General features: G+C 65.4%; 24 protein-coding genes. 16 read left to right on the forward strand and 8 right to left on the reverse strand.

The window, feature by feature from the left end; translation table 11 throughout:
• The first annotated feature begins 126 nt into the window (after window positions 1–126).
• Window positions 127–1,167 (forward strand): dihydroorotase, encoded by a 1,041-nt coding sequence (pyrC, locus tag DDZ17_RS09475; RefSeq protein ID WP_116366243.1) that lies wholly within the window; start codon window positions 127–129, stop codon window positions 1,165–1,167.
• 26 nt (window positions 1,168–1,193) lie between these two features.
• Window positions 1,194–1,805, forward strand: a complete 612-nt coding sequence (gene rnt, locus DDZ17_RS09480) for a ribonuclease T (protein ID WP_338322792.1) — start codon at window positions 1,194–1,196, stop codon at window positions 1,803–1,805.
• On the opposite strand, the gene DDZ17_RS09485 is transcribed toward rnt, so the two are convergent.
• From DDZ17_RS09485 to mpl, 4 genes are read right to left on the reverse strand one after another with little or no spacing between them, the layout of a single operon-like run.
• Window positions 1,802–2,449 (reverse strand): LON peptidase substrate-binding domain-containing protein, encoded by a 648-nt coding sequence (locus tag DDZ17_RS09485; RefSeq protein ID WP_116366247.1) that lies wholly within the window; start codon window positions 2,447–2,449, stop codon window positions 1,802–1,804. The two genes, rnt and DDZ17_RS09485, sit on opposite strands and share 4 nt — an antisense overlap.
• A 6-nt stretch (window positions 2,450–2,455) precedes the next feature.
• Window positions 2,456–2,713 carry a YkgJ family cysteine cluster protein gene (locus tag DDZ17_RS09490; RefSeq protein WP_116366249.1) on the reverse strand — a complete coding sequence of 86 codons (258 nt, stop codon included), beginning with the start codon at window positions 2,711–2,713 and terminating at the stop codon, window positions 2,456–2,458.
• Between the two features lies 1 nt (window position 2,714).
• Window positions 2,715–5,372 (reverse strand): efflux RND transporter permease subunit, encoded by a 2,658-nt coding sequence (locus tag DDZ17_RS09495; RefSeq protein WP_241505851.1) that lies wholly within the window; start codon window positions 5,370–5,372, stop codon window positions 2,715–2,717.
• Window positions 5,373–5,380: 8 nt separating this feature from the next.
• The gene (gene mpl, locus DDZ17_RS09500) at window positions 5,381–6,757 is read right to left on the reverse strand and encodes a UDP-N-acetylmuramate:L-alanyl-gamma-D-glutamyl-meso-diaminopimelate ligase (protein WP_277749308.1); all 1,377 of its coding nucleotides are present in this window, start codon (window positions 6,755–6,757) and stop codon (window positions 5,381–5,383) included.
• Window positions 6,758–6,949: 192 nt separating this feature from the next.
• Here mpl and DDZ17_RS09505 point away from each other — a divergent pair, with 192 nt between their 5' ends.
• On the forward strand, window positions 6,950–8,212 hold the full coding sequence (locus tag DDZ17_RS09505) for a 6-phosphofructokinase (RefSeq protein ID WP_116366255.1): 1,263 nt from the start codon (window positions 6,950–6,952) through the stop codon (window positions 8,210–8,212).
• Between the two features lie 64 nt (window positions 8,213–8,276).
• Window positions 8,277–8,816: an inorganic diphosphatase gene (gene ppa / locus DDZ17_RS09510; protein WP_116366257.1), complete on the forward strand. Its 540-nt coding sequence runs from the start codon at window positions 8,277–8,279 to the stop codon at window positions 8,814–8,816.
• A gap of 23 nt (window positions 8,817–8,839) precedes the next feature.
• Here ppa and DDZ17_RS09515 read toward each other — a convergent pair whose 3' ends face one another.
• Entirely contained in the window at window positions 8,840–9,568 is a 729-nt protein-coding gene (locus tag DDZ17_RS09515; protein WP_116366260.1) for a M15 family metallopeptidase, read from the reverse strand.
• A 90-nt stretch (window positions 9,569–9,658) separates the two neighbouring features.
• Between DDZ17_RS09515 and DDZ17_RS09520 the strand changes: the two genes are divergently transcribed.
• Window positions 9,659–9,973 (forward strand): Rieske (2Fe-2S) protein, encoded by a 315-nt coding sequence (locus DDZ17_RS09520; protein ID WP_116366262.1) that lies wholly within the window; start codon window positions 9,659–9,661, stop codon window positions 9,971–9,973.
• Between the two features lie 83 nt (window positions 9,974–10,056).
• Here the strand turns inward: DDZ17_RS09520 and sfsA are convergent, their stop codons facing one another.
• Together sfsA and DDZ17_RS09530 are read right to left on the reverse strand one after the other, a co-directional pair.
• A complete protein-coding gene (gene sfsA / locus DDZ17_RS09525; protein WP_116366264.1) occupies window positions 10,057–10,761 on the reverse strand; it encodes a DNA/RNA nuclease SfsA in 705 nt (234 codons plus the stop codon).
• On the reverse strand, window positions 10,761–11,981 hold the full coding sequence (locus DDZ17_RS09530) for a pyridoxal phosphate-dependent aminotransferase (RefSeq protein ID WP_241505852.1): 1,221 nt from the start codon (window positions 11,979–11,981) through the stop codon (window positions 10,761–10,763). The genes sfsA and DDZ17_RS09530 overlap by 1 nt, the downstream gene beginning before the upstream one ends.
• A 154-nt stretch (window positions 11,982–12,135) precedes the next feature.
• On the opposite strand from DDZ17_RS09530, the gene dksA reads away from it, so the two are divergent.
• The 11 genes from dksA to DDZ17_RS09580 all read left to right on the forward strand — a co-directional run bounded on the left by dksA (window position 12,136) and on the right by DDZ17_RS09580 (window position 23,979).
• Window positions 12,136–12,606 carry an RNA polymerase-binding protein DksA gene (dksA, locus tag DDZ17_RS09535; protein ID WP_116366266.1) on the forward strand — a complete coding sequence of 157 codons (471 nt, stop codon included), beginning with the start codon at window positions 12,136–12,138 and terminating at the stop codon, window positions 12,604–12,606.
• A gap of 93 nt (window positions 12,607–12,699) precedes the next feature.
• Complete coding sequence (gluQRS, locus tag DDZ17_RS09540) at window positions 12,700–13,578, forward strand: tRNA glutamyl-Q(34) synthetase GluQRS (protein ID WP_116366267.1); 879 nt, start codon at window positions 12,700–12,702, stop codon at window positions 13,576–13,578.
• 64 nt (window positions 13,579–13,642) lie between these two features.
• The gene (locus DDZ17_RS22635) at window positions 13,643–13,819 is read left to right on the forward strand and encodes a hypothetical protein (RefSeq protein WP_170150196.1); all 177 of its coding nucleotides are present in this window, start codon (window positions 13,643–13,645) and stop codon (window positions 13,817–13,819) included.
• On the forward strand, window positions 13,809–16,796 hold the full coding sequence (locus tag DDZ17_RS09545) for an ATP-binding protein (RefSeq protein ID WP_116366269.1): 2,988 nt from the start codon (window positions 13,809–13,811) through the stop codon (window positions 16,794–16,796). The genes DDZ17_RS22635 and DDZ17_RS09545 overlap by 11 nt, the downstream gene beginning before the upstream one ends.
• A 90-nt stretch (window positions 16,797–16,886) precedes the next feature.
• Window positions 16,887–18,338: a sigma-54-dependent transcriptional regulator gene (locus DDZ17_RS09550; protein ID WP_116366271.1), complete on the forward strand. Its 1,452-nt coding sequence runs from the start codon at window positions 16,887–16,889 to the stop codon at window positions 18,336–18,338.
• Window positions 18,339–18,900: 562 nt separating this feature from the next.
• On the forward strand, window positions 18,901–20,190 hold the full coding sequence (gene pcnB, locus DDZ17_RS09555) for a polynucleotide adenylyltransferase PcnB (RefSeq protein WP_206613510.1): 1,290 nt from the start codon (window positions 18,901–18,903) through the stop codon (window positions 20,188–20,190).
• Entirely contained in the window at window positions 20,187–20,687 is a 501-nt protein-coding gene (gene folK / locus DDZ17_RS09560) for a 2-amino-4-hydroxy-6-hydroxymethyldihydropteridine diphosphokinase (RefSeq protein ID WP_116366275.1), read from the forward strand. The genes pcnB and folK overlap by 4 nt, the downstream gene beginning before the upstream one ends.
• 10 nt (window positions 20,688–20,697) lie before the next feature.
• The gene (locus tag DDZ17_RS09565) at window positions 20,698–21,381 is read left to right on the forward strand and encodes a deoxynucleoside kinase (RefSeq protein ID WP_116366277.1); all 684 of its coding nucleotides are present in this window, start codon (window positions 20,698–20,700) and stop codon (window positions 21,379–21,381) included.
• A 7-nt stretch (window positions 21,382–21,388) separates the two neighbouring features.
• Window positions 21,389–22,180: a 3-methyl-2-oxobutanoate hydroxymethyltransferase gene (panB, locus tag DDZ17_RS09570; protein WP_116367235.1), complete on the forward strand. Its 792-nt coding sequence runs from the start codon at window positions 21,389–21,391 to the stop codon at window positions 22,178–22,180.
• 434 nt (window positions 22,181–22,614) lie between these two features.
• On the forward strand, window positions 22,615–23,499 hold the full coding sequence (gene panC / locus DDZ17_RS09575; protein ID WP_116367236.1) for a pantoate--beta-alanine ligase: 885 nt from the start codon (window positions 22,615–22,617) through the stop codon (window positions 23,497–23,499).
• A 66-nt stretch (window positions 23,500–23,565) separates the two neighbouring features.
• A complete protein-coding gene (locus DDZ17_RS09580; RefSeq protein ID WP_116366279.1) occupies window positions 23,566–23,979 on the forward strand; it encodes a PGPGW domain-containing protein in 414 nt (137 codons plus the stop codon).
• Window positions 23,980–23,988: 9 nt separating this feature from the next.
• Here the strand turns inward: DDZ17_RS09580 and DDZ17_RS09585 are convergent, their stop codons facing one another.
• A complete protein-coding gene (locus DDZ17_RS09585; RefSeq protein ID WP_116366281.1) occupies window positions 23,989–24,624 on the reverse strand; it encodes a TIGR04219 family outer membrane beta-barrel protein in 636 nt (211 codons plus the stop codon).
• Between the last annotated feature and the right edge of the window lie 165 nt (window positions 24,625–24,789).

Here is a 24,789-nt window from a genome sequence, read left to right on the forward strand (position 1 = left end):
GAGGGTGGACAAAGGGGGCATATTCTACTGATCGGGGTGGCGGTATTCCAGACAGCCGCCGCAGCCGGGTTCCGGGGCCCCAAGGTGTGATAGCATGCGCCCTTTCAAAAGCTGCCTGATGCTCCCGTGACTGAACTGACCCTCACCCGCCCCGATGACTGGCACGTGCACCTGCGCGACGGCGCCGCCCTGCCCGATACCTGCCGCGACATGGCGCGTTATTTTGGCCGCGCCATTGTCATGCCCAACCTGACCCCGCCGGTGACCACCGTGGCGGAGGCGGCGGCGTACCGCGAGCGCATCCTGGCGGCCATGGCCGGCCTGGCGCGGCCCTTCGAGCCGCTGATGACCCTGTACCTGACCGACCGCACCACGGCGGACGAGGTGCAGCGCGCGGCCGAGAGCGACTTTGTTCACGCCATCAAGCTGTACCCGGCCGGCGCCACCACCAACTCCGCCGCCGGCGTGGCGGACCTGGCGGGCCTGTACCCGACCCTGGAGGCGATGGAAAAGCACGACCTGCCGCTGCTGGTGCACGGCGAGGTGACGGATGCGGGCATCGACATTTTTGACCGCGAGGCGGTGTTTATCGAACGCCATCTGGCGCCGATTGTGCAGCGCTTCCCGGGCCTGCGGGTGGTGCTGGAGCACATCACCACCGCCGATGCGGCGGCTTTTGTTGGCGCAACCCCGGCCAACGTGGCGGCGACCATTACCGCCCACCACCTGCTGCTGAACCGCAACGACATGCTGGTGGGCGGCATTCGCCCCCACTATTTCTGCCTGCCCATTCTCAAGCGCAACACCCACCAGCAGGCCCTGCTGGCGGCGGCCACCTCTGGCAGCCCCAAGTTTTTCCTGGGCACCGACTCTGCCCCCCACGCCACCAGCGCCAAGGAAAGCCCCTGTGGCTGCGCCGGGGTATACACCGCCCACGCGGCCATTGAGCTCTACGCGGAGGCCTTCGAAGGCGCCCGCGCGCTGGACAAACTGGAGGGCTTTGCCAGCCACTTCGGGCCGGATTTTTACGGCCTGGCGCGCAACAGCGACCAGATCACCCTGGCCAGGCACGACTGGCAGGTGCCCGCCGCCCTGCCGCTGGGTGATGCGCCGCTGACCCCCATGCGCGCCGGCGAAACGGTGGCCTGGCAGGTGCGCGAGGGCTGATGTTGCAGGACTCGGGACCACACCGCATGTACGACCGCTTCCGGGGCTTTCTGCCGGTGGTGGTTGATCTGGAAACCGGCGGCTTTCAGTCGGCCACCGACGCCATACTGGAAATTGCCGCGTCCATCGTGCGCATGGATGACGACGGCCTGCTGACGGTGCACCGCACAGTGAGCTTTAACGTGCAGCCCTTTGAAGGGGCCAATATTGAACAGGCGGCGCTGGACTTTACCGGCATCGACCCCTGGCACCCCTTTCGCGAGGCCATTCCCGAAGAGCAGGCACTGACCGAAGTGTTCAAGGTGGTGCGCAAGGAGATCAAGGACCAGGGCTGCAACCGCGCGATTCTGGTGGGCCACAACGCGCACTTCGACGCCGGCTTTGTCAACGCCGCGGTGGCGCGCTGCAATATCAAGCGCAACCCCTTCCACCCCTTCTCCCACTTCGACACCGCCACCCTGGCGGGCCTGGCCTACGGCCAGACAGTGCTGGCCAGGGCCTGCAGCGAGGCGGGCATCGCCTTCGACAACAACGAAGCCCACAGTGCCGCCTACGACGCCGAGCGCACCGCCGAGCTGTTCTGCGACATCGTCAACCGCTGGAAGGAAAGCGGCGGCTGGATGCCCAGCTTCGACTAGCCCTCGAGCTCGTCCTCGCCGCTGATGCGGTTGAGGATCTGGTTGAGGGATTGCTTCACCTGCTCCAGATCGTCCAGCCCGAGCAGGGCGTACTTCAGCGACTCTTCCAGCGGCAGCAACTGGATCAGCGCATAGGCCACCTGCCAGGCGTTCTGGTAATCAATGGCCAGGCCCATGCGCTCCACGTGGGGGTGGGCCTCCAGGCTCTGCAGCACTTCCACCAGGCTTTCCCAGTCATCGGGCACCGGCTGGCGCGGCGGCGGCTCATCCAGCTGCACCTCGCCCATCACCAGCTGGGAGGGGGCAACGCTGCTGCGCAGCAGGGAAAAGCGCCGCTCGCCCTCGATGGTGATGCCCAGCAGGCCGTCCTTGAGCTGGTCCCAGTCCACAATGCGCGCATAGGTGCCCCAGTCGCCCAGTTCCGGGCTGGCCTGGCCGCGCTGGGCCACTTCTTCGCCGCGGCGTATCCAGGCCACCCCGAAACCCACGCCCTCGCGCATGCAGTCGCGCACCAGATCGAGGTAGCGGCGCTCAAAGATACGCAGCGGCATGCGGCCATAGGGCAGCAGCACGCCAGACAGGGGAAACAGGGGGATTTCAGTCCGTGTAGGCTCAGTCCGTGGAGGTTCAGTCGGTGTCTGCATAGTGCCTCAGTGTGATTGGCTCGCCACTTCCAGTTCGCCGATCAGGCGCAGGGCCTGTTCGCGGCTGTCGCCACAGATGTCCGGCTCGGCCCTGAAGGCCGCGCACAGCGCCGGGCGGCGCGGGTCATTGAACAGCCGGCAGTTCATGGCATCGTCCAGGTGTACGCAGCGCACCCCCGCCGGCTTGCCATGCGGCATGCCGTAGTAGGGGCGGGTGATGGACGGCGCAATACAGCAGGCGCCGCAGCCGCTGCGGCACTGCATGTCACCGGCCCTCCGCCCCTTCCGGCCCCAGCGGCTTGATGAGCACAATCAACAGCGGCAGCAACAGCAGCGCGCCAAGCACCGCCGCCACCATGGCCATGACGGTGAGCAGGCCAAAGTAAATGCTGGGGTTGAAGTTGGACAGGGTGAGCATGGCAAAGCCGATCACCACGGTGATGGTGGTGTAGTACATGGCGCGGCCGATGCTGCCGTGGCAGCGGTACATGGCAGCCAGGTAGTTCCGGTCTACGTCGAATTCACGCAGGTAGCGGTGCACGTAGTGAATGCAGTCGTCCACCCCGATGCCCACCACAATGGCGGCAATGGTGATGGTCATGATGTCCAGCGGAATGCCCAGCAGGCCCATGGTGCCAAGCACAATGCCCGCCGCCAGCACGTTTGGCGCCAGGGCGATCAGCGCCAGGCTGAAGGAGCGGAACAGCAGCACAAACATCAGCAGGATGGCGGCAAACACCGCCCCCAGGGTCAGGATCTGCGATTTGAACAGGCTCTGCAGCACGTTGTTGTACAGCACCAGCATGCCGGTGAACTGCACGTTCTCCGGCGCCAGGCCCAGGGTCTGTACCAAATCGGCATGCAGGCGCTTGAGGAAGGCGTCACGGCGCAGCTCTTTACTGGTCTCCATCACCCGCACGGTGATGCGCGCCTGCTCGTGTTCGGCGGAAAAGTACGGGTCGACCATCATGGCCGCCACGTCCTGCGGCAGGCTCTTTTGCACCAGGGCCAGCTCCACACTGCCAATGTCGTCGCCCATCAGGTTGCGCACCACCTGGAACACGGTGGACAGCGACAGCACCTTGCCGGTTTCCGGCTGCTCGTCCACCAGGGCGTGGGCGGCGTCGATGCGGCGCATGCCCTCCAGGCTGAACCAGTAGCTGGGCTTGAAGCTGCCCGTGGGGCCGGCAAAATCAAAGCTCTCCTCGCCAAAGCCGTCGTCGGCCCAGTCATCGCCCCCTGCTTCGGCAATGTCGTCGGAAATGTCCTCGGAAAAGTCATCCTCGGCGCCGCCAAAGTCGTCAAAGCCGGTTCCGGCGTCTTCACTGGCCTCCAGCTCCGCCAGGAAGGGATCATCCTCGGCCGGTGGCGGCGCGTTGCCATCGGTGGCCGGCTCCAGGCCCGGCAGCGGCTCGTCGTTGCTGGGGGCGCTCAGCAGGATATCCAGCGGAATGGTGCCGCCAAGCCGCGCGTCCAGCAGCTCCATGCCACGGTAGATTTCCGTGGTGTCCTTAAAGTAGTCGATAAAGCGGTTTTCCACTTTCAGCTGCGATACGCCAGCCACCACCAGGGCGCACAACAGCAGGGTCACCGCGATGATGCTGCGGTGGAAGTGGTCTGTAGCCCGGGCAAAGTAGATGGTCAGCGGTGTGCCCTCTGCCGCATAGCGGTGGGGGCGACCGTGGGGCCACACCAGAATCAGGCAGGGCACCAGGATAAAGGCCAGCACAAGCGACACCACGATGCCGGTGGTCATCATCCAGCCGAAGTCGATCACCGGCTGGATGCCGGACACCACCAGCGACACAAAGGCCACGATGGTGGTAATGCCGGTATAGGTGCAGGGCACCGCCATCAAACGCACGGTATCGCTGACCCGCTGGAACAGGTCGCCCTCCGGCTCGGCGGCGTGCAGCTCCCGGTAGCGCACAATCAAGTGGATGGAAATGGCCAGGCTGATGATCAGCAATACGGCCACGAAGTTGGAGGAAATCACCGTCATACGCCAGTCGAAGACCGCCAGGATACCGAGCATGACCAGCACCGAGGCGCTGCAGGTCACCAGCGGAATCACCACCCAGCGCACCCGGCGGAAGATCACCGCCAGCACCAGCAGCATCACGCCGAGGATGGCGCTGCCGAACAGCACCAGGTCGGAGCGCACAAAGCTCACCATGTCGGCGGTGATCATCGGCACCCCACCCACAAAGAGCCTGGCGTGATCGCGGTAGGCATCGGCAATGTCACGCACCGACTGCACCAGCGCACTCTGGGCCGCCAGCGATTCGGCGCTGTGGGCCTTGAAGGCCGCCTCTACCCGCTCCAGCTCCGCCGCCTGCTCGGCGCTCAGCTCACCCAGCTGGCGGGCCTGGCGCAGGGCCTCGCGCTCGCCCAGCAGTTCAAAGTAGCGCTGGTCGCGCTGCAGGTTGATCTGCACCGCGGTGACATCGCCGTCACGGCTCACCAGCAGCCGCGAATAAATGGGGCTGGTGGTGAACTCCTTCAGCGCCAGCGCGCGATCGACACCCGGGTCGCGCAGGCTGGGCAGGGGCTCGCTGCCGGTAATGTCCGACAGCCCCACCGGCGGGCTCTGCAGCAGCGGCACATCCAGCACCGTCACCACCGACGACACGCCCGGCAGCTGGCGCAGCTCGTCCGCCATTTGCGACAGGGGCTGCAGGGAGGCATCGCTGAGCAGCGGCGCCTCGGGCTGCCAGGTGATGATGAGGAAGTCCTCGGCGCTGTATTCGCTGCTGATTTCGCGGTAGAAGTCCAGCGCCGGGTCGCCCTGCAGCATCAGGGAGTCGGCGGAGGCATCCAGCTTGAGCTTGCCAAGCTGGGTGGCGCAGGCCACCAGCAGGGCCAGCACAAAACCGAGCCAAAACCAGGGGTGGCGCAGCACGCTGCGCTCGTAGAAAGACATCAAACGGTTCATCGGGCCTGAGCGCTCTCCAGTTGCTGTAGCAGGCGCTGATGCACACCGCCGAAGCTGCCATTACTCATGATGACCACGCGGTCGCCGGCGCGGGAACCCGCTGCCACCGCCGCGGCCAGTTGATCCACATCACCAAACCACTGCGCCGGCACCGGGCTTGCCGCCACCACGCTCTCCAGCGACCAGTCCATGCCGGGCGGCTGAAACCAGTACACCGCATCGGCACAGGCAGTGCTGGCCGCCAGGGCGTCCCGGTGGGAGCCCATGCGCATGGTGTTGGAACGCGGCTCGATCAGCGCGATCACCCGTCCCTGCCCCACGTGGGCACGCAGGCCCTCCAAAGTGGTGGCAATGGCGGTGGGATGGTGGGCGAAGTCATCGTACACATAAACCTGTTGCGGGCTGCCCAGCAGTTCCAGCCGCCGCTTGACGCCACGAAACTGCGCCAGCGCCGCACCGGCCACTGCCGGCGGCACCCCCACATGGCGCGCCGCGGCCACCGCCGCCAGCGCGTTCTCAACGTTATGGCGGCCGAGAAAGCCCCACTCCACGGTGACCGGCTCGGCATCCGGTCCCTGCAGTAAAAAGCTGGAGCCGTCGGCCTGCAGGGGTTCGGCGCGCCAGTCGGCGGCGGCGCCCACGGCAAAGCTGGCGGTGGGCGTCCAGCAGCCCTGCTGCAACACGGCATCCACCGCGCCGGCGGCGGCGGGGTAGATCACCTGCCCCTCCCCCGGCACGGTGCGCACCAGGTGGTGGAACTGGCGCTGGATGGCGGCCAGGTCGGGGAAGATATCCGCGTGGTCAAACTCCAGGTTGTTGATGACCAGCGTGCGCGGCCGGTAGTGGACAAACTTGGAGCGCTTGTCGAAGAAGGCCGTGTCGTACTCGTCCGCCTCCACCACAAAAAAATCGCTGTCGCCACGGCGGGCCGACTGGCCGAAATTGGCCGGCACCCCGCCGATCAGAAAGCCGGGGGACATGCCGGCGTATTCCAGTATCCAGGCCAGCAGGCTGCTGGTGGTGGTTTTGCCGTGGGTGCCAGAGACGGCCAGCACCCACTTGCCGTGCAGCAGGTGCTCCGCCAGCCACTGGGGGCCGGAGCTGTAGTTAATGCCGCGATTGAGCAGGTATTCCACCGCCGGGTTGCCCCGGGTCATGGCGTTGCCCACCACCACGCAGTCCGGCGCCGGCTGCAGGTGTTCCGGCAGGTAGCCTTCCATCAGCTCGATGCCGGCGGCTTCGAGCTGGGTGCTCATGGGCGGGTAGACGTTGGCGTCGGAGCCGGTCACGCGGTAACCCAGCTCGCGGGCCAGCAGGGCAATGCCACCCATAAAGGTGCCGCAGATGCCGAGGATATGAATATGTGCTTTCAACAGGCACTCCTTGTTTGCAGCGGCGAGTGTAGCACGCAGCCCCGCAGCCCTTGCAGCGCGGCGCCTTGCGCGTGGCCAAGAAGCGGTAATACTTCCCCTGGCAGTCCACATGGGCCCGCCTTTCGCGTATGATGCGCGCTTTTTCCGAGGCGGGGATCTACCCGCTCACTCACCGACCACGGACCCCCCGCCATGGCCAGGAAGAACGCCTTTTACGCACAGTCCGGCGGCGTTACCGCCGTCATCAACGCCTCCGCCTGCGGCGTGATCGAAACCGCCCGCGAGCACCGCAAACACATCGGCAAGGTCTATGCCGGGCGCAACGGTATTATCGGCGCGCTGCGCGAAGACCTCATCGACACCAGCAAGGAAAGCAAGGCGGCCATTCGCGGCCTGCTATCCACCCCCGCCGGCGCCTTCGGCTCCTGCCGCCACAAGCTCAAGAGCCTGGCGGAAAACCGCGCCGAGTACGAACGCCTGATTGAGGTGTTTCGCGCCCACGACATCGGTTACTTCTTTTACAACGGTGGCGGCGATTCCGCCGACACCTGCCTGAAAGTGTCCCAGCTCAGCGAATCCATGGGCTACCCCATCCAGGCCATCCACGTACCCAAGACCATCGACAACGACCTGCCGCTGACCGACAACTGCCCGGGCTTTGGCTCGGTGGCCAAGTACATTGCCATCTCCACCCGCGAGGCGGCGCTGGATGTGGCCTCCATGTGCGAGACCTCCACCAAGGTCTTCATTCTTGAGGTAATGGGCCGCCACGCCGGCTGGATTGCCGCCGCCGCGGGCCTGGCCGCCGAGGAAGAAGGCGACGCGCCCCACATCATCCTGTTCCCGGAAATCGCCTTTAACCGCGAGAAGTTCCTGGCCCGGGTCAAGCGCACCGTGAAGAAGCACGGCTACTGCGTGATCGTGGCCAGCGAGGGCGCCCAGTATAAAGACGGCACCTTCCTCGCCGACTCCGGTGTGGTGGATGCCTTCGGCCACAAGCAGCTCGGCGGCCTGGCGCCGTCGCTGGCGCAGATGATCAAGTCTGAGCTGGGCTACAAATACCACTGGGCGGTGGCCGACTACCTGCAGCGCTCGGCCCGCCACATTGCCTCCCAGACCGACCTCGACCAGGCCTACGCCCTGGGCCGGGCGGCGGTGGAATTTGCCGTGGCCGGCAAGAACGCGGTGATGCCCGCCATCGTGCGCGGCAAGGGCAAGCGCTACAGCTGGTCCATCGGCGAGGCGCCGCTGAGCCAGGTGGCGAACGTGGAAAAGAAAATGCCCCGCAGCTATATCAGCCGCGACGGCTTTGCCATCACCGAGGCCGCCCGCGACTACCTGGCGCCGCTGATCGCCGGCGAAGCCTACCCGGAGTACAAGAACGGACTGCCCCGCTATACCCGTCTCAAGTTGGTGGGCGTGCCGAAGAAGCTGCGCAGTACATTCAAGGTCTAGGCCCTGCTATACTCCGCGCCCCGAAAACCCAACCCCATAGTCTTTGCGAAGGATAGGTAAGCCCATGAGCCTGAATCTGGTCCCCGCGGGAAAGAACATCCCCGACGAAATCAACGTGATTATTGAAGTGCCGGCCCACTCCGACCCGGTCAAGTACGAAGTGGACCACGACAGCGGCGCCATCATGGTGGACCGCTTCATGTCCGCCGCCATGTTCTACCCCTGCAACTACGGCTACATCCCCAACACCCTGGCGGATGACGGCGACCCTCTGGACGTGCTGGTACACACCCCTCACACCGTGGTTTCCGGCTGTGTGATCCCCTGCCGCCCGGTGGGCATCCTGCAAATGAGCGACGAAGCCGGCGAAGACGCCAAGCTGATCGCCGTGCCCACCAAGAAACTGAGCCCCCTGTACAACGACGTGCAGGAAGCCGAAGACCTGCCGGCCCTGCTGATCCAGCAGATCACCCACTTCTTCGAGCACTACAAAGACCTGGAGCCCGGCAAGTGGGTGAAGGTAGATGGCTGGGGCACCGCGGCCGACGCCCGCGCCGCCATCGAAGCGGCGGTTGCCGCCTACGCCAAGGCGGAAGGCCACTAATACCCCGCCAAGCCCGGCCAGCCTCAGTGCTGGCCGGCGATTCCCCCCGGGCACCAGCCCTGCGCCACACTCACGTAGCGCGCCAGCAAAACGTCCAGCTCCGCCTCAACCTCCCCACGCAGCAGCAGCCCCTGCGGCAAATGCCGGTTCCAGCAATCACGCAATTCGCTTGCCCCGACCCTGCCGGCGCAGTCCAGCGCCAGTGGCGCGTAACTCAGGTGCCAGCGCTCCGGCGCCACCCCACCGCGATCAATGGCATAGGGCCGGTAGAAGCCGTGTGACTCCCCCGCCGCCATGCGCGCGTCCAACCAGGTGTGCAGGGCGTCAAAAGGCCCGCCCGGCGCCACCTCCGCCGGCGTGAGCTGCACGGCGTAGTCCGCCGGCACCGCCGCGGCGTCAAACACGTCAAGGTCGGTGCCCCAGTGGTGGCGCGAGGTGCCAGGCAGGGCGGAAAAACGCAGGATGGCGTGCATTTGCTGCGCCGGGGTGAGCGCCGCCATGTCCACCGGATTGCCGGCGTCGTCGTGCACACTGCGCTGCCCCGCCGCCTTGGCGTTCCAGATGGCGCCCTGCCGCCCAAAATCCCGGTAGCTGCTGGCAGTGGCAAGGTCAAAGCCCGCGCCGCGGGCATCGCGCACCAGGCGCTGCCAGGCCTCCGCCACCGCCGGCTGCAGGCGGTGCCCGTCGGGCAGCGCCACCAGGTGGCTGTCGTCGACACCGGTCAGGTGGTCAATGGCAAAGGAAGAAGACATGGCACATAACACATGGCAGATAACTTGCGAAAGCGGCAACAGCCGGCACAATAGCGCAGCGAAAAATCAGCGACAACAACGGGGCAGCGCATGAGCCGGATTGGCCACATCGACGACTTTGACGACAACAGCAGCGCCAGCCTGCAGGTGGATCACCTGGAACTGCTGGCGGTAAAAAAGGACGGCGAACTCTTTCTCTATGAAAACCGCTGCCCCCACGCCAACACCGAGCTGGACCCGATGGGCGGCTCTGTCGCCACCGATCGGGGCATGCTGCTGGTGTGCCAGCACCACGGGGCGGAATTTTTGAGCCACAGCGGCGAGTGCGTGGCCGGCCCCTGCCTGGGCGAGAGCCTGCGCGCCATTCCCTTCACTCTCAGTAACGGCGATATCTACCTGGACTGAGCGGCCATCCGGCAGCGCGAGCTGTGCATGGCACAGGCTGTGCCAAGGCTCGGGCTGCGTAGCGCATCAGCCTGTGCAGCGCATCAAACAGGATCGAGGCTAAAAGGCAGGCGCCGGGCCAGGCTGAGCCCACGGGTGGTCACCTCGGCCGCGTAGGCCTGCACTTCCAGCCCCGCCGCCATCGCCTCGGCCAGGGCATCGCGGTACTGCGGGTCGATGTCGCCAGCGGCGCAGACCTTGTGAATACCGCTGTGGAAGACGCAGAACAGCAGCAAGGCGCGGGTGGCCGCATCCATCACACCCTGCAACTCGCGGATGTGCCTGCGGCCGCGGTCGCTGACGGCGTCGGGAAAGGCGCCCCAGCCATCGCTGCGGTGCAGGGTGACGCACTTCACTTCGACAAACACCCGCCCCGGCTCGCCTTCCAGCAGCAGGTCGGCCCGGCTTTTTTCGCCGTACTTCACTTCGCTGCGCAGCGTGGAGTAGTCGGCAAAGCCCTTCACCCGGCCGGCCTCAAAGCCCTCGCGCACCACCTTGTTGGCCAGCGCAGAGTGAATGCAGGCGAGGCCGGCGGGGGTATCCACCAGTTCCCAGGTGTGGGCGTACTTGCGGGTCTTTGAGTCGCTCACCGACAGCCACACCGGGGCGCCCTCGGGCATGCAGCCGGTCATGGCGCCCGTGTTGGGGCAGTGGGCCGTGATCACCTCTCCCTGCGGCAGCTCCACATCCGCCAGGAAGCGCTTGTAGCGACGCAGCAGCCGGCCCTGCACCAGTTTGCCAAATTCCATCAGCCCAGCACCTTCGCCAGTCGCTCCACCGCCACCTCCAGCCGCTCCAGGCTAGTGGTGTAGGAAAACCGCACATGCTCACCGGCGCGGTGGTGGCCAAAATCCAGCCCCGGCGTCAGGGCCAGGCCGTGCTCTTCCAGTAGCTGTCGGCAAAAGGCCTGGCTGTCGCGGGTGAAGCGGGCGGCGTTGGCATAGATATAAAAGGCCCCCTGGGGTGTGCAGGGCACCTCAAAGCCGATGTTTTTGAGCGCAGGCAGCAGAAAGTCGCGGCGCTGGCGAAACAGCTCGCGCCGCTCATCCAGCATCGCCCGGGTGGCCGGCTCGAAACAGGCGAGCGCAGCGTACTGCCCCATGGTCGACATGGAGATGAACAGGTTCTGGGCCAGTTTTTCCAGCTCCGGCACCGCCACTTCCGGCGCCACCAGCCAGCCCAGGCGCCAGCCGGTCATGCCAAAGTATTTGGAGAAACTGTTAATGACGAAGGCGTCCGGGTCCACGGCCAGCACCGAGGGCGTGGCCACGTCGTAGCCAAGGCCGTGGTAGAGCTCGTCCACCAACAGGTAGCCGCCGCGCTCGCGGGTGGCCGCCGACAGCGCCGCCAGTTCTTCCAGCGACAGCACACTGCCGGTAGGGTTGGCCGGCGATGCCAGCAGGGCGCCGGCAGTGTGGGGTTGCCAGTGCTCGGCCAGCAGTTGCGGGGTCAGCTGGTAGCGGGCTTCGGGACCGGTGGGCACCAGCTGGCCGCGGGCCTCCACCAGGCGCAGAAAGTGGCGGTTGCAGGGATAACCCGGGTCGCTCATCAGCAGCGATTCGCCGGGGTTCATCAGCAGGGCCGACAGCAACAGCAGGGCGCCAGAGGCGCCGGGGGTGATCACAATGCGCGAAGGGGGAACGTCCAGGCCGTACTCGTCCTGGTAGTAGCGCGCCAGCGCCTCGCGCAGCGCCGGCAGGCCGGCGGGCTGGGAGTAATGGGTGGCGCCGGCGGCCAGGGCGGCGCGGCCGGCCTCCACCACGGGCGCGGCGGTGGCGAAGTCCGGTTCGCCGGCGGCCATGTGGACGATATCGCGGCCGCTGGCGGCCAGTTCGGTGGCCCGGGTGAGAATTTCCACCACGCGAAAGGGCTCGATATCGCGCACACGGGCAGCGCTGCCTCGGCGCTCGAAAACACTGGGCATCGGGGCGTCCTTGAAGGGTTTGGCCGGCCATTCTACCAGCGCCACGCGAGCGCCTGACAAGGCCCATAGCGGCCCAAACTTTTTGTGGCACCGCCCTGTGATATCTGGTAGTTTCTGCGCGCTTGAGAGCGGCGGCCCCCCGCCGCCGGGACTGCTTTACAGCAGCGCCTGAACCATCTTGCAGTGTGGGATACTGACCATGCCAAAAGCAGCGCAAAAAACGACCGCAAAACCCGCCGCCAAGAAAGCGGAACCCTCCGAGTTCAAAAGCTTCGTGCCGTACAAGCCCAAGCGCGGCGAGGAGTACATGAATGAGAAGCAGCGCGACCACTTCCGCGCCATTTTGCTGAACTGGAAGGCCAACCTGATGCAGGAAGTGGATCGCACCGTGACCCACATGAAGGACGAGGCCGCCAACTTCCCCGACCCGGCCGACCGCGCCACCCAGGAAGAGGAGTTCAGCCTGGAACTGCGCACCCGCGACCGCGAGCGCAAGCTGATCAAGAAGATCGACGGCACCATCGAGCGCATCGACCAGGACGACTACGGCTTCTGCGACGCCTGCGGCGTGGAAATCGGCATCAAGCGCCTGGAAGCGCGCCCCACCGCCACCCTTTGCATCGACTGCAAAACCCTCGCCGAAATCAAGGAGAAGCAGGAGCTGGGCTAAGGCCCACCCTGCCGCCGCCCGGCCCGGGCGGCGCCTGCCCGAAGGTCGCCGCGCCTTGCCCCGGCGCCCCGGGCCATAACCTCCACACCCTGCATGCCCTCTGCCGACACCGCCTACCGGGGTCGTTTTGCCCCCTCTCCCACCGGCCCCCTGCACCAGGGCTCACTGGTTGCTGCCCTGGCGAGCTATCTGGAAGCCCGCCGCGCCGGCGGCACCTGGCTGGTGCGCATGGAAGACCTGGACCCGCCACGGGAACAACCCGGCGCGGCCGATGCCATCCTGCGCAGCCTGGAGGCCCACGGCCTTTACTGGGACGAGCCGGTGCTGTGGCAGAGCCAGCGCAGCGCCGCCTACCTCGCCGCCCTGAACCAGTTGCAAGCGCAGGGGCACCTGTTCGCCTGCAGTTGCAGCCGCGCCCGCACCGACAGCGCCGGCAACTGCTGCGGTGACTGCCGGGAGCAGACCCCACCACCGCCGGTAGCCCTGCGCGTGCCGGTGGCGCCACAATTTGCCGCCCAGTGGCAGGACCGCTGGCAGGGCCCCCAGCACTGGCCCATCGGGCGCGCTCTGCAGGACTTTGTGGTGCGCCGCAAGGACCAGCTGTTCGCCTATCAACTGGCAGTGGTGGTGGACGATGCCGAACAGCGCATCAGCCACATTGTGCGCGGCAGCGACCTGCTGGATTCCACCCCGCGCCAGCTGTGGCTGCAGTCCCTGCTGCATGTGCCGCAACCGCACTATGGCCACCTGCCGGTGCTGACCAATCGCCAAGGCCAGAAACTGAGCAAGCAGAACCACGCGCCGGCGCTGGATGATGGCAGGGCCACGCACAACCTGCGCAGCGCCCTGGACGCCCTCGGCCAGCCCCCGCCCCCGCCGGACTGCGCCAGCGTGACCGAGTTACTGGCCGCTGCCTGCCGCCACTGGGACGCCACACGGGTGCCCGCCGGGCTCACGCTGGCGCCCCGCTGAGGCTGCTTTACCGCCCCGCGGGGCCTCTGTAGACTCAGCGCCACGCCGACAAGGAACACGCCCCATGTACATCAACCGGGCATTGCTGTTGTTACTGGGCCTGGCCCTGATCTTCCTGCCCGCCATCGAGCGCTGGCTGTGGCAAACCCCCACCGAGTGGTATCGCCCCTACCTGTTGTGGCTGGCGGCCATTGTCGCCGGCTGGTGGAACCAGCGCTCAAGGTACCCGGATGAGCTTTAGCCTACCGCAGATCGTCCTGGCGATTGTCGCCTACCTGAGCATCCTGTTCCTCGTCGCCCACCTCGCCGACCGCGACCTGCTGCCGCGCTGGCTCACCCATCACCCGGCCACCTATGTGCTGTCACTGGGGGTGTTTACCGGGGCCATGGCCAGCAATGCCATCTTCGAGCTGGCCTGGCGCTACGGCTATGGCTACCTGCTGTACTACCTCGGCGGGGTGCTGATGTTCCTGATCGCCACCCTGCTGCTGCTGCCACTGCTGCGCCTGTGTCGGGTGTATCAGTTGTCGTCGCTGGCCGACGTGCTGACCTTTCGCTACCGCAGCCAGTGGGTTGGCGCAGCGGTGAGCCTGGCCATGTGCATCACCCTGCTGCCGCTGCTGGCGCTGCAAATCCAGGCGGTGGCGGACTCCATCCAGATTCTCGCCGGCGCCACCGGCAACCTGCTGCCGGCCTCCGACCGACAGGACGGACTGGCGCTGGTGTTCTGCGTCATCATGGTGGTGTTTGCCATTCTGTTTGGCACCCGCAACATTGCCTCACAGCGGCGCAACACCGGGCTGGTTACGGCCATTGCTTTTGAATCGCTGGTGAAGCTGATGGCCCTGCTGGGGCTGATGTTCACCGCGGTCTACCAGGTGTTCGGCGGTTTCGACGCCATGGCCGAGTGGCTGGCCCAGGCCCCCGAGGCCGCCCAGATCATGCAGCGTCCACTGCAGGGCAATGCCACCCGCCTGCTGCTGCTGGTGTTTTTTGCCGGCGCTGTGTGCATGCCGCACATCTTTCACATGGCCTTCGCCGAGAACAAGGAGAGCCTGGACCTGCGCGCGGCCAGCTGGGGCCTGCCGCTCTACCTGCTGCTGATCAGCCTGCCGGTGCTGCCGGTGACCTGGGCCGGCATGAGCCTGGCCCACGACCTGCCCCGGGAGTACACCGGGCTGGCCCTGGGGCTGGGGCTCAAGTCGGAAGGTGTGGCCGCCACCGCCTTCGTGGCCGGCCTGTCGGCCGCCAGCGCCACCATCATCGTGGCCACCCTGGCACTGGCCAACATGATCCTCAATCACCTCATCCTGCCCCGCAACGTCATCCAGATTGGCCGCGAGCAGAGCCTGTACTCCCACCTCAAGCTGCTGCGGCGCAGCCTGATCGCCCTGCTGATCCTGGCCGGTTACGGCTGCTTCCTGGCGGTGGGCAGCCGCCAGAGCCTGGCGGAGCTGGGCCTGGTGGCCTTTACCGGCACGCTGCAGTTTTTACCCGGCATTATCGCCACGCCCTACTGGCACGGCGGCAACCGTCGCGGCTTGCTGGCGGGGCTGGCCGGCGGCCTCGGCCTGTGGGGCGCCACCCTGCTGCTGCCGACCCTGGGGGCCGCCCAGCCGGCCTGGCTGCCGGTGCTGGCGATGGACTGGTTCGGCGACCCGCGAGAGGCCTGGGCGGTCAGCTGCGTGCTGTCCATCAGCCTCAATGTGGTGCTGTTTCTGGCGGTGTCCCTGATCACCGGCACCAGCGACGAAGAGCGCGTGGCGGCGGAAATCTGCTCCATGGACGATCTCAACCGCCCGGTGCGCCGCAGCCTCGGGCTGCACAGCGCCGGCCAGTTCATAGAGTCGCTGGCCCCGGCACTGGGCGAGCGCACCGCCCGCGCCGAGGTGCGCCGGGCGCTGGTGGAGTTGCAGTTCGAGGAGACCGAGTCGCGCCCCTACGCCCTGCGCCGCCTGCGCACCCGGCTCGAGGCCAACCTGTCCGGCCTGCTCGGCCCCACCGTGGCGCTCAACATCCTCAACCGCTGCGTGCCCTTCCAGCCCGACCTCAACGGCAGTACCGACGACCTCTACCTGATCGAGCGCCAGTTGGATAAGGCCGAGGGCCAGTTCACCGGCTTTGCCGCCGAGCTGGATCACCTGCGCCGCCACTACCGCCAGACCCTGGACAACCTGCCCATCGGCGTATTTTCCACTGCGCCGGACGGTGAAATCCTGCTGTGGAACCGCAGCATGGAAGAGATCACCGGCATCCCCGCCCGCCGCACCCTGGGCTCCCTGCAGGCCTTTATGCCCCAGCCCTGGCGGCGCATCTTCAGCGACTTTCTGGCCGACCCCAGCGAGGCCCTGCTGAAACAGGAGGTGGTGCTGGCTGACGGCAGCAGCCGCTGGATCAGCCTGCACAAGGCCTCTACCGAGGGCCGCGGCAGCAGCGGCGACCGGGTGGTGCTGGTGGAGGACATCTCCGACCTCGAGCGGCTGGAAACCGAACTGCTGCACAGCGAGCGCCTGGCCTCCATCGGCCGGCTGGCGGCGGGTGTAGCCCACGAAATCGGCAATCCCATCACCGGCATCGCCTGCCTGGCCCAGAACCTGGACTACGACCTGGAGCCGGAGGAAGTGCGCGCCACCGCCCGCGACATCCTCAAACAGACCGACCGCGTGAGCCGCATCGTGGAATCACTCGTCAACTTCTCCCACACCGGGTCCGGCTCCGGCAACACGCGGCTGGTGGCCTGCAACCTGGCGGACTGCGTGGACGAGGCGGTGCACCTGCTGGAGCTGGACCACCAGGCCAAGCCGGTCACCTTCAGCAACGACTGCGACCGCGAAACCGTGGTGCTGGCCGACACCCAGAAGCTGCTGCAGGTGTTCATCAACCTGCTCGGCAACGCCCGCGACGCCTGCGCCGGCGACAGCGGCCATGTCCATGTGCGGGCCAGCACCGGCAACGGCATTGCCACCATCGAGGTGGAAGACAACGGCAGCGGCGTGCCAGCCAGCATCCAGAGCCAGGTGTTCGAGCCCTTCTACACCACCAAGGACCCGGGCGAAGGCACCGGCCTTGGCCTGGCCCTGGTGTACAGCATCATGGAGGACATGGGGGGCAGCGTGCAGCTGCAAAGCCCGGTATTCGAAGGCGCCCAGCCCGGCACGCGCATCACCCTGCAGCTGCCATTGGGGCGCTACGACAGTGATTTCGGGTTACCCATGTAACCGGCGGTGACATCCGCGCCGGGGCGCGACTGGAAAATTCGCGGGTGGGGGAGTATGTTGTGTCACCTGCACACCCACGGGTAACACTTGATGCAAAAGATTCTCGTCGTCGAAGATGAATCCGTGATCCGCACCGCCCTGCGGCGCCTGCTGGAGCGCAATGACTACAGCGTGTCCGAGGCGGCCTCCGTGCAAGAGGCAGAAACGCGGCACACCCTGACTGAATTCGACCTGATCATCAGCGACCTGCGCCTGCCGGGCGCCCCGGGCACCGACCTGATCAAAAAGGCCGGCGATGTGCCGGTGCTGATCATGACCAGCTACGCCAGCCTGCGCTCGGCGGTGGACTCCATGCGCATGGGCGCGGTGGACTATATCGCCAAGCCCTTCGACCACAGCGACATGCTGAGCGCGGTGGAACGCATTATCGCCGACCACCCCACCGCCCACGCAGAGAGCAGCCGGGATACCGCCCAGCCCAGCCAGGACGAGGGCGGCAGCCGGGTCACCGGCTTTATCGGCAAATGCCCGGCCATGCAGACGCTGTTCAGCAATATCCACAAAATGGCCCCCACCGATTCCACCGTGCTGGTGCTGGGCGAAACCGGCACCGGTAAGGAACTGGTGGCGCGCAGCGTGCACCAGGCCAGCCGGCGGGCCGGTAAGACCCTCATTTCCGTGAACTGCGCGGCGATCCCCGACACCCTCATCGAATCCGAGCTGTTCGGCTATGAAAAGGGCGCCTTCACCGGCGCCAACGCCAGCCGCATGGGGCTGATCGAGGCCGCCGACGGCGGCACCCTGTTCCTGGACGAAATCGGCGAGCTGCCCATGGAGGCCCAGGCCCGCTTGCTGCGCTTTATTCAGGAGGGGGAAATCCGCCGCATTGGCTCGGTGAGTTCGCGCAAGGTGAACGTGCGGCTGATCTGCGCCACCCACCGCAACCTGCAGGCGCTGGCCGCCGAGGGCGAATTCCGCCAGGACCTTTACTACCGCATCAATGTGCTGCGCCTGCACCTGCCGCCCCTGCGCGAGCGCGGCAAGGACATCCTGCACCTGGCCGAACAACTGCTGCAGGTGCAACTGGAGCGGCTGGGCAAGGGCCCCATGACCTTGTCGCCCAAAGCCATCCAGGCCATTACCACCTACCAGTGGCCCGGTAACGTGCGCGAACTGGAACACGCCATCGAGCGGGCGGTCATCCTGTCCGAGGGTGATGAGATCGACAACGAAACCCTGGGCATCGACCTGGAACTGGTCAACATCAATCGCATTCGCGGCCACCAGGGCGGCGTCAGCGCGGCGCATCCGGCGCCGGCACAACCGCGCAGCATCAGTTCGGACCCGGCGGAAGACCTGTCGCTGGAGGACTACTTCCAGCGTTTCGTACTGGAACACCAGGACTCCATGAGCGAAACCGAACTGGCCCAGAAACTGGGTATCAGCCGCAAGTGCCTGTGGGAGCGCCGCCAGCGCTTTGATATTCCGCGCAAAAAAGCCGCCAGCGCCAGCGCCACCCGGCGCAAAAAGGCCGCCAGCTGAGCGTTACCCGGTCACATATGTGTAACAAAACACGGAGTAAAATGGTAACAACAGCTACCATGCGGCCATCTGGCAAACCCAGCCAAAAAAATTAACTTACTGTTTTATAACGATTTTTTAAAAATTGGCACACGCCCTGCAATTACTAGGTCGGCTACAACAATAAAAATAACAACCTGCCGTAATAACAATAAGATATTTTCACTATGGACCTGGTGGGGGAAGATTTCTTCCCCTTCGTTCCAAACAGCTTTCGGGAATACCCTGTAACCGACAGCCACATTGGCTGACCCATCAGGGATATGCCCCGGACGTCCGAACCACTGGACGCCAGAACTACAGATTTGGCAGTGCTTTTGCGAAATAGTTCTATCGCCTGCCAATAAGAATAAAAACGGCTAGCGCATAAGAATAATCCGAAGAGACCTGGATGGGGAAAACATCTGTTTTCCCCGTCTTATTATTGCCCACCGAGACCGCCATTCCCTCCTTCCTCGACACACTCCGCGCGACCTTCTGTGGTAGACTGCGCAGCGTTAACCCTCTGCACAAGGCACGGCGCTTGAAGGTCATTCCCAGGGATCAGCACTGCATTTCCCGGCAGAACATCAGTGATAACGCCCTCAAGGTCATGGCGCGCCTGCGCAGCAGCGACTACCAGGCCTACCTGGTTGGCGGCGCCGTTCGCGACCTGCTGCTGGGCGGCCACCCCAAGGACTTTGACGTCGCCACCGACGCCACCCCCGAACAGGTTCACGAGCTGTTCCGCAATTCCCGCATCATCGGCCGCCGCTTTCGCATTGTGCATGTGCGCTTCGGCCGCGAGATCATCGAGGTCACCACCTTCCGGGGCCACCACGACAGCGACGACAGCCGCCCCCGTTCCAGCCACTCACGCCAGTCCTCCAGCGGCCTGCTGCTGCGTGACAACGTGTTTGGCACCCTGGAAGAAGACGCCGTGCGCCGCGACCTCACCGTCAACGCCCTGTACTACGACAGCAAGACCTTCGAGGTCTTCGACCACGTTCAGGGGCTGGACGATCTGGCGCGCCGCAACATACGCATTATCGGCGACCCGGTGCAGCGCTTTACCGAGGATCCGGTGCGCATGCTGCGCGTGTTGCGCTTTGCCGCCAAGCTCGACTTCGGCATTGACCCTGGCACCGCGGCGGCCATTCCCGAGTGCGCCGGCCTGTTGGCCGAAATCCCCGCGGCGCGGCTGTTTGATGAGTTCCTGAAACTGTTTCTGGCCGGCTATGCCGAGCCCACCCTGGCGCTGCTGCAGCAGCACCAGCTGCTGCGCTACCTGTTCCCGGACAGCGCCCACCAGCTGCAGCGCGACGCCAGCGGCCAGGCCCTGGTGGAAGCCGCCATGCGCAGCACCGATGCCCGCATTGCCGAAGACAAACCCGTCACCCCGGCCTTCCTGCTGGCCGCCCTGCTGTGGCCGGTTGTCCGGGCCCGGGCCGACAACCTGAAGGCGCGCGGTGAAGCGCCGGCCCAGGCCATCAACAGCGCCGCCCAGCAGGTTATCGCCGAGGCTGCCCAGCACCTGTCCATCCCGCGCCGCTTCAGCCTGCCCATGCGCGATATCTGGGAATTCCAGTCACGCCTTGAACGCCGCGGGCGCAAGGCCGTGGAGCTGGTGCAGCACAAACGCTTTCGCGCCGCCTACGACTTTCTGCTGCTGCGCGAAGCCGCCGGCGAAACCACCGACGGCGCCGGCGCCTGGTGGACCGAATTCCAGACCCTGCCGGAAAACCAGCAGGTGCAGCAGGTGGCCCACGACAAACCCGCCCGCACCCGCCGGCGGCGACCGCGGCGACGGCGCCCGGGCGGTGACGCCGCGTGATCACCTGCTACCTGGCCCTGGGCAGCAATCTGGACGACCCCGAGCGCCAGCTGCAGGACGCCGTCGCGGCCCTCGCCCGGCTGCCGCATTCGCGCCTGGCGGCGGCCTCGCCGGTCTACCGCAGCGAGCCGCTGGGGCCCGCCGGGCAGAACGACTACCTGAACGCCGTGGTAGCCCTGATCACCGAACTGCAACCGCTGGCACTGCTGGACGCCCTGCAGGCCATTGAAGACACCCAGGGCCGGGTGCGCGGCGAGCGCTGGGGGCCGCGCTGCATCGACCTGGACATCCTGCTGTACGGTGACCAGCGCATCAACGAGCCGCGGCTGCAGGTACCCCACCCCGCCATGGCAGAGCGCAACTTTGTGCTCGTGCCCCTGACCGACATCTGCGACCCGCGCCTGGTGGTGCCTGGCGGCAGTGACCTCGCCACACTGGCGCAGCGCTGCCCCACAAGCCGGCTGGAACGCACGCGGATACGCCTGAAAACGCACTAGGAGTCACAGTGTGAGCGGTGACAGCACAACCATTGGCGCAAACCTCAAGGGCCGCCAGCCTCCCCAGTACATCGCCGTGGAAGGGCCCATCGGCGTTGGCAAAACCACCCTGGCCAGGCGCCTGGCCGCCACCTTCAATTACCAGACCCTGCTGGAAGAGGCCGAGGCCAACCCCTTCCTGGAGAAGTTCTACCGCAACCGCAAACAGGCGGCGCTGGCCACCCAGCTGTTTTTTCTGTTCCAGCGGGCCGAAAAAATCGAGCAGCTGCGCCAAAGCGACATCTTCGAGCCAGTGCGGGTGGCCGACTTCCTGATCGACAAAGACCCGCTGTTCGCCCGCATCAACCTCGAGGCGGACGAGTTCCAGCTGTACGAGCGGGTGTACAAGCAGCTCACCATCGATGCGCCGCGACCGGATCTGGTGATCTACCTGCAGGCCTCCACGGATGTGCTGTTATCACGCATCGAACAGCGTGGAATCCACTTTGAACAGGGCCTGGAACGGGACTATCTGGAGCGCTTGAACGAAGTGTACAGCGAGTTTTTTCTGTATTACGATGGCGCCCCACTACTGATCGTCAACGCCAGCGAAATCGATCTCGCCCACGGTGACAGCGACTACCACCACCTGGTCGACTACCTGCTGGACATTCGCAGCGGCCGCCACTACTTCAACCCCACCTTCTTTGGATAACACCGCCATGGGCAAGATTACTGTCAGCACCCTGGACAAGATGAAGGCCGCCGGCGAGAAGTTTGTCTGCATCACCGCTTACGATGCCACCTTTGCCCGCCTGGTCAGCGAGGCGGGCGCCGAAACCATTCTGGTGGGCGACTCCCTTGGCAATGTGGTTCAGGGCCACGGCAGCACCATCCCGGTGCGCATGGAAGACATGGTCTACCACACCGCCTGTGTGTGCCGCGCCAACACCGACGCCATGGTGATTGCCGATTTGCCCTTCATGACCTACAGCAGCGCCGAGGACGCCCTGCGCAACAGCGCCATGCTGATGCAGGCTGGCGCCCAGATGGTGAAGATGGAAGGCGGTGTGTGGCTCAGTGACACCATTAGCATGCTGGTGGAGCGTGGCATCCCGGTGTGCGCCCACCTCGGCCTGACCCCCCAGTCCGTCAACGTGTTCGGCGGCTACCGGGTGCAGGGCCGAACCCCCAAGAGCGCCAAGTCCATCCTCGCCGATGCGGTGGAAATCCAGGACGCCGGCGCCAGCCTGCTGGTGCTGGAGTGTGTGCCTGCCCACCTGGCCGCCGACATCAGCGAAAAGCTGGACATCCCGGTGATCGGCATTGGCGCCGGCGCCGGCACCGATGCCCAGGTGCTGGTGATGCACGACCTGCTGGGCCTGTCGGGCCACAGCCCCAAATTCGTACAGAACTTTATGGCCGGCGCGAACAGCGTGCAGGGCGCGCTGAGTGCTTTTGTGCAGGCGGTCAAGGCCGGCGAATACCCAAGGGAAGAACACAGCTACAGCTAGGTGCCGCCCCGCGCTGGGCGCTCTTCTCTTCCTTCACTCTGTCCTTCGCCCTGCCCTTCTCTCTGTTCGACTCTGCCCGCCTCACTCTCCCTTTCCCTCTGCCCTTCTCTCTGCCCTTCTCTTCCCCTTGCTCTCTGCCCGGCTTTCTCACCGTCGCACTGCCCTGTGGCCCGGTTTCATCGCCGTCGCTGCGCCGGTGATCCCACCCATAGCCGGCAGCACGGTCACCGCCAAGTAAGTGAATGCTTACTTTCAAAAGTGGTCGAAATTGCTTCCTTTAGTAACACCGCAGCGTGAATTTTTCATGAAATTCCGTTGCCCGTAACATTATCTTTGTGCATACTGCCTGACCCCTGCCGCCGCAAGGGCAGGTCTGTATCCACTTCGACGATCGGTTTAGCGTCGCCCATTCCACATAGAGGGATATGGCAGATATGCGAACTTACACCACGACCGCAAGCCTGCGTTCCGCCCTGTGCGAATTCCGCCAGCAGGGGCAATCCATCGCTTTTGTTCCCACCATGGGCAATCTCCACGACGGCCACCTGGATCTGGTGCGCCGGGCGCGGGCCCTGTGCGATATCGTTGTCGTCAGTATTTTCGTCAACCCCCTGCAGTTTGGGGCCAACGAGGATCTGGACGCCTATCCCCGCACCATGGCGGCAGACAAGGAAAAGCTGTTCAGCGAAGGCGTGCAGGTGCTGTATGCGCCCACCGTCGAGGAAATCTACCCCGAGGGCATGCACACCCACACCCAGGTGCAGGTGCCCGACCTGTCGGAAACCCTGTGCGGCAGCAGCCGCCCCGGCCACTTCAACGGCGTCACCACCATCGTGAACAAGCTGTTCAACATGGTGCAGCCGGATGTCGCCGTGTTCGGCGAGAAGGACTTCCAGCAGTTGTCCATCATCCGCAAGATGGTCTGCGACCTGTGCATGCCGATCCAGATTGAAGGCGTGGCCACCGCCCGCGATGCCGATGGCCTGGCCAAAAGCTCGCGCAACGGCTACCTGAACCGCGAGCAGCGCCGCATTGCACCCACCATTCACGCGGTGCTTACCGGCTGCCGCGAAGCCATTGCCTGCGGCTTCGACAACTTCCTGCAGTTGGAGTCCCACGCCCGCATGCAGTTGCTGCAGGCCGGCTTCGAGCCGGATTATTTCGCCATTCGCGATGCACGCACCCTGCGCGCGGTGGATGAGCACACCGAGGAAATCGCCATTCTGGCCGCCGCCCGCCTGGGCAGCACCCGGCTGATCGACAACGTGCGACTGGCGGTCAACCCGGCATCCGATTGGGGTATGCTCGCCACCCAGTAACCCGACTTCCGCGCGGGCGAGAGGCCCGCGCGGAACCAGCGCTACCACAGGCGGTCGCAAGTACACATGGAATTTGTCACGCAACACGCCGAAGTGCTGCTCGCCTGGGTTGCGGGTCTGTCGCTGCTGATGCTGATTGGCACGGTGGTAGTCATGCCCTGGGCGCTATCGCGGCTGCCGGTGGATTACTTCAACGCCGAATCCCGCCGCTCCTGGCGCGATATGACGCCCTACCCCCTCCTCAGCCTGCTGCTGGTGATACTGAAAAACCTGATCGGGCTGCTGCTACTGGCCGTTGGCATTGTGCTGCTGTTCACCCCAGGCCAGGGCGCCGTCACCATTCTGGTGGGGCTGATGCTGATGAACTTCCCCGGCAAATACCGCTTCGAGCGCAAGCTCGCCCTGACGCCCGGCATCCTGCGCGCCATCAACTGGCTGCGCCAGCGCGCGGGCTCCGAACCGATGGAAGCCCCGCGCTGACCACGCGCCTTACAAGTCCACCAGCAACCCGAGGCTCCAGCCGCTGAATTCCATGCGGCCACTGTAATCGTCAAAGTCGTCGAAGTCGTTCTCCACCTGGCGATAGCCCAGGCGCAAGGACAGATCCAGCACCGGCATATCCAGGGTGTAATCAAGGCCGGCTTCCACATCGTATGCCGAGGTGTCATCCCAGTTGGTGGCCGTGGCCTCGCCGTATACCCCAAAGCCGGTGCCCACCAGCGGCACGCGCACCGTGCCGTAGAGCTGCGGCAGCCAGCCCTCAAAGGAACGCTGGCCCGGCGCGCGGCCATCCTGGAAGTTGGTGGCGCTCACACCCAGGTCCAGGTCGATGGCCGGGTTATCGAGTATTTCGTAGTAGAGGATGGCATCCAGCGTGCTCAGCTCCAGCGGCACCGGGCCGTCTTTTTCGGCGTAATCCCAGTAGCGGACTTTCACGTTCGGGATGATGGGAATGGGGTGCTCGAAGGCGGCGGTCAGCGACAGCTGCTGCTCCTGCCCTGCATCAAACCCGGGGGCGCTGGCATCGGCCATCCAGGCGGCGGCGCCGGCCTTGAGGGCCAGCACGTCGGCGCTGGCAAGCGATGGCGCGGCAATGAGACAGAGGGCGGTGGCAAGGCGTTTCATGTGTTGGCACTCCGGGTGGCCTGTGAACGTAGCGCGGTACAGTACGGGGCCAGCGGATGAGGGTCAATGCTGTTCTGCCATCGCTGCCCTGACATCACAGTTCCGATTTCACCGTTCAGGCATCTGCAGCACACGCATGGCTGCGCGCGCGGATTCAGCGCGCAA

It is taken from the genome of Parahaliea mediterranea (genome assembly GCF_003402235.1).
Lineage (GTDB): Bacteria > Pseudomonadota > Gammaproteobacteria > Pseudomonadales > Halieaceae > Parahaliea > Parahaliea mediterranea.

What these genes read in the sequence shown, in the direction of transcription:
- gluQRS (WP_116366267.1), top strand. Translation starts at nt 12,700, where the DNA reads ATGCCCTCTGCCGACACCGCCTACCGGGGTCGTTTTGCCCCCTCTCCC.
- DDZ17_RS09550 (WP_116366271.1), top strand. Translation starts at nt 16,887, where the DNA reads ATGCAAAAGATTCTCGTCGTCGAAGATGAATCCGTGATCCGCACCGCC.
- DDZ17_RS09515 (WP_116366260.1), bottom strand. Translation starts at nt 9,568, where the DNA reads ATGTCTTCTTCCTTTGCCATTGACCACCTGACCGGTGTCGACGACAGC.
- DDZ17_RS22635 (WP_170150196.1), top strand. Translation starts at nt 13,643, where the DNA reads ATGTACATCAACCGGGCATTGCTGTTGTTACTGGGCCTGGCCCTGATC.
- DDZ17_RS09520 (WP_116366262.1), top strand. Translation starts at nt 9,659, where the DNA reads ATGAGCCGGATTGGCCACATCGACGACTTTGACGACAACAGCAGCGCC.
- rnt (WP_338322792.1), top strand. Translation starts at nt 1,194, where the DNA reads ATGTACGACCGCTTCCGGGGCTTTCTGCCGGTGGTGGTTGATCTGGAA.
- sfsA (WP_116366264.1), bottom strand. Translation starts at nt 10,761, where the DNA reads ATGGAATTTGGCAAACTGGTGCAGGGCCGGCTGCTGCGTCGCTACAAG.
- panB (WP_116367235.1), top strand. Translation starts at nt 21,389, where the DNA reads ATGGGCAAGATTACTGTCAGCACCCTGGACAAGATGAAGGCCGCCGGC.
- DDZ17_RS09505 (WP_116366255.1), top strand. Translation starts at nt 6,950, where the DNA reads ATGGCCAGGAAGAACGCCTTTTACGCACAGTCCGGCGGCGTTACCGCC.
- DDZ17_RS09495 (WP_241505851.1), bottom strand. Translation starts at nt 5,372, where the DNA reads ATGTCTTTCTACGAGCGCAGCGTGCTGCGCCACCCCTGGTTTTGGCTC.
- ppa (WP_116366257.1), top strand. Translation starts at nt 8,277, where the DNA reads ATGAGCCTGAATCTGGTCCCCGCGGGAAAGAACATCCCCGACGAAATC.
- panC (WP_116367236.1), top strand. Translation starts at nt 22,615, where the DNA reads ATGCGAACTTACACCACGACCGCAAGCCTGCGTTCCGCCCTGTGCGAA.
- DDZ17_RS09585 (WP_116366281.1), bottom strand. Translation starts at nt 24,624, where the DNA reads ATGAAACGCCTTGCCACCGCCCTCTGTCTCATTGCCGCGCCATCGCTT.
- DDZ17_RS09485 (WP_116366247.1), bottom strand. Translation starts at nt 2,449, where the DNA reads ATGCAGACACCGACTGAACCTCCACGGACTGAGCCTACACGGACTGAA.
- DDZ17_RS09490 (WP_116366249.1), bottom strand. Translation starts at nt 2,713, where the DNA reads ATGCAGTGCCGCAGCGGCTGCGGCGCCTGCTGTATTGCGCCGTCCATC.
- DDZ17_RS09545 (WP_116366269.1), top strand. Translation starts at nt 13,809, where the DNA reads ATGAGCTTTAGCCTACCGCAGATCGTCCTGGCGATTGTCGCCTACCTG.
- dksA (WP_116366266.1), top strand. Translation starts at nt 12,136, where the DNA reads ATGCCAAAAGCAGCGCAAAAAACGACCGCAAAACCCGCCGCCAAGAAA.
- DDZ17_RS09580 (WP_116366279.1), top strand. Translation starts at nt 23,566, where the DNA reads ATGGAATTTGTCACGCAACACGCCGAAGTGCTGCTCGCCTGGGTTGCG.